This is a genomic window from Thermohalobaculum sp., assembly GCF_058622915.1.
Genome location: NZ_JBZSYN010000170.1, coordinates 1 through 2,588 on the forward strand (window position 1 = coordinate 1; position 2,588 = coordinate 2,588).

4 protein-coding genes and 1 pseudogene are annotated in these 2,588 nt (G+C 69.5%); 3 read left to right on the forward strand and 2 right to left on the reverse strand.

Going from position 1 to position 2,588, the window contains the following annotated elements:
* A pseudogene (locus AC32QD_RS12945) lies at positions 1–292 on the reverse strand (D-glycerate dehydrogenase); the annotation flags it as partial.
* A 131-nt stretch (positions 293–423) separates the two neighbouring features.
* Here AC32QD_RS12945 and AC32QD_RS12950 point away from each other — a divergent pair.
* Complete coding sequence (locus AC32QD_RS12950) at positions 424–942, forward strand: SH3 domain-containing protein (RefSeq protein ID WP_492010921.1); 519 nt, start codon at positions 424–426, stop codon at positions 940–942.
* On the opposite strand, the gene irrA is transcribed toward AC32QD_RS12950, so the two are convergent.
* Complete coding sequence (gene irrA, locus AC32QD_RS12955) at positions 939–1,379, reverse strand: iron response transcriptional regulator IrrA (RefSeq protein ID WP_492010922.1); 441 nt, start codon at positions 1,377–1,379, stop codon at positions 939–941. The two genes, AC32QD_RS12950 and irrA, sit on opposite strands and share 4 nt — an antisense overlap.
* Before the next feature lie 158 nt (positions 1,380–1,537).
* Here irrA and fabA point away from each other — a divergent pair, with 158 nt between their 5' ends.
* Together fabA and AC32QD_RS12965 are read left to right on the forward strand one after the other, a co-directional pair.
* Complete coding sequence (gene fabA / locus AC32QD_RS12960; RefSeq protein ID WP_492010923.1) at positions 1,538–2,041, forward strand: 3-hydroxyacyl-[acyl-carrier-protein] dehydratase FabA; 504 nt, start codon at positions 1,538–1,540, stop codon at positions 2,039–2,041.
* A gap of 61 nt (positions 2,042–2,102) precedes the next feature.
* Positions 2,103–2,588: beta-ketoacyl synthase N-terminal-like domain-containing protein (locus tag AC32QD_RS12965; protein WP_492010924.1), on the forward strand; the 486-nt coding region annotated here is incomplete at its 3' end.

The window sequence follows — 2,588 nt, forward strand, 5'->3', positions numbered from 1 at the left end:
AGACCAGGATGCCGCGGCTGCGCGCCGTCTCGACGTCGACATGGTCGATGCCGGCGCCATAGTTGGCGATCAGCTTGAGCTGCTCACCGGCGCGGGCGAGGAGCCGCGCATCGATGCGGTCGGTCAGCGTGGGCACCAGAACGTCGGCGCTCTGCATGGCCTCGGCAAGCTGTTCGGGCGTCATGGGCTCATCGGTTTCGTTGAGCCGGACCTCGAACAGCTCGCGCATGCGCGTCTCGACGATCTCGGGCAGCTTGCGGGTGACGACGACCGCGACGCGGTTGCGGGACATGAGGTGATTTCCCTTTTCGCTCGACGCTCAGCCCGTGATAAGGTCTGCGCCGCGGCGATTGAAGCACAAATCGCCGCGCCGAGCAGGACGGTGCGCCCCGGCAAGAGGGCGCCGGCACGAGGCACAAGGGCATGGCGCGATTTCGCATCCTCCGCGCGCTTTGCGTGGCGCTGCTCATGGCAGTGCAGCCGGGCGCGGTGCGAGGCACCACCGACGACTCGGTCGGCCCGGTCACCAAGCTGCCGCTGCCGCGCTATGTCTCGCTACGCTCGGACAAGGTGAACGCGCGGCGCGGGCCGGGGCTCGACTACCGCATCGACTGGGTATTCCAGCGCGCCGGGCTGCCGGTGCGCATCGTCGACGAATACGGGCAGTGGCGGCGCATCGTCGATTCGGACGACGCGGGGGGCTGGGTCTACCACGCGCTGCTGCGCTCGCAGCGCACCGCGCTGGTGACGGCGGCGAAGGTGACCTTCCGCGAGGAGCCCAACCAGACCGCGCACCCCACGGCCAAGGCCGAGCGCGGCGTCGTGGCCTCGCTCCTGCGCTGCCGGCCCGACTGGTGCGAGGTCGAGGCCAAAGGCATCACCGGCTGGGTGCCGAAGACGGCGATCTGGGGCGTGGACCCGGGCGAGACCTTCGGCGGTTAGCGCCGCCTGAGCCGGATCACCACGTCGACCTTGGCGATCTCGGCGCCCTCGGGCGGGCTCGGGAGCTGCTCGAAGCGCAGCTCGTCGTGCGGCGCGTCCGTCAAAAGGCCCTCGTCCTCCCAGAAGAAATGCGGATGGTCGGTGACGTTGGTGTCGAAATAGGTGCGCGTGCCCTCAAGCGGGATCTCGGTCAGCAGTCCGGCATCGGTGAAGCTGCGCAGCGTGTTGTAGACGGTGGCGAGCGAGACCTGCACGCCCGCCCGGCGCGCCGCCTCGAACAGGCTTTCGGCGGTGACGTGCCGGTTGCGGCCATCCCCCACCAGAAGCCTGGCCAGCGCCACGCGCTGGCGCGTCGGCCGAAGGTCGCCTCCGGCGAGCCAGCGGTCCGCGCGCTCACCTTGCATGGCGGCGCTGGATTTTTGCGCTGCTTCGGACATCTCGGCCTCGTTTCCCGATCGCTGCTTCGCCCCTTATTAAACCACTCCGGGGGGGTTTCGCCAGCCCCCGGCGCAGGGCGCGCGCGCCATGCGTCTTGTCTGCCGCCGCCGCAGGGTGCTAGGGAACGACAACCTGAAGCGCGACGGGGATGCGTCAGATGACCGAGCGGCAGAGCAGCTATGACTTCGAGGGCCTCATGACCTGCGCCCGGGGCGAGCTGTTCGGCCCCGGCAATGCCCAGTTGCCGGCACCGCCGATGCTGATGTTCGACCGCATCACCTCGATCACCGCCGACGGCGGCCCCGACGGCAAGGGCCAGGTGGTCGCCGAGCTCGATGTCAGGCCGGATCTGTGGTTCTTCGAGTGCCACTTCCTGGGCGACCCGGTGATGCCGGGCTGCCTCGGTCTCGACGCGCTGTGGCAGCTCACCGGGTTCTTCCTCGGCTGGCTGGGGATGCCGGGACGCGGCCGCGCGCTGGGCGTGGGCGAGGTCAAGTTCTCGGGCATGGTGACGCCGGCGAACAAGCTGGTGCGCTACACCGTCGACCTCAGGCGCGTGATCGACCGCAAGCTGAAGATGGGCATCGCCGACGGCCATCTCGAGGCCGACGGCGAGGTGATCTACACCGCCCGCGAGATGCGGGTCGGCCTGTTCAGCTGAGGCCCGCCCCGACGAGGCCCCCGGGGCACGGGATCTAGGAGGGGGCCGGACTGGAGGGAAAATGCGCCGCGTGGTGATAACCGGAATCGGCATCGTCTCCTCGATCGGCGGGGACGCCCAGGAGGTGACGGCGTCGCTGCGCGAGGGCCGCTCCGGCATCGTCTTCGCGCCGGAATACGCCGAGCGCGGCTTCCGCTGCCAGGTGCACGGCAAGCCCGATGTCGACATCGAGGCGCTGGTGGACAAGCGCGTGCGCCGCTTCATGGGCGACGGCGCGGCCTGGAACTACATTGCCATGACCCAAGCGATCGCCGACGCCGGGCTGGGCGAGGCGGAGGTCAGCCAAGAGCGCACCGGGCTGGTGATGGGCTCGGGCGGACCCTCGACCCGGAGTCTGTTCGAGGCGCACCAGATCGTGCTCGAGAAAGGCAGCACCAAGCGCATCGGCCCCTTCGCGGTGCCCAAGGCGATGTCGTCGACGAACTCGGCGACGCTGGCCACGCCGTTCCGGATCAAGGGGGTGAACTACTCGATCACCTCGGCCTGC

Bases quoted from the DNA above. Each gene is read 5' to 3' on its own strand.
- fabA (WP_492010923.1), top strand. From the start codon at position 1,538: ATGACCGAGCGGCAGAGCAGCTATGACTTCGAGGGCCTCATGACCTGC.
- irrA (WP_492010922.1), bottom strand. From the start codon at position 1,379: ATGTCCGAAGCAGCGCAAAAATCCAGCGCCGCCATGCAAGGTGAGCGC.
- AC32QD_RS12950 (WP_492010921.1), top strand. From the start codon at position 424: ATGGCGCGATTTCGCATCCTCCGCGCGCTTTGCGTGGCGCTGCTCATG.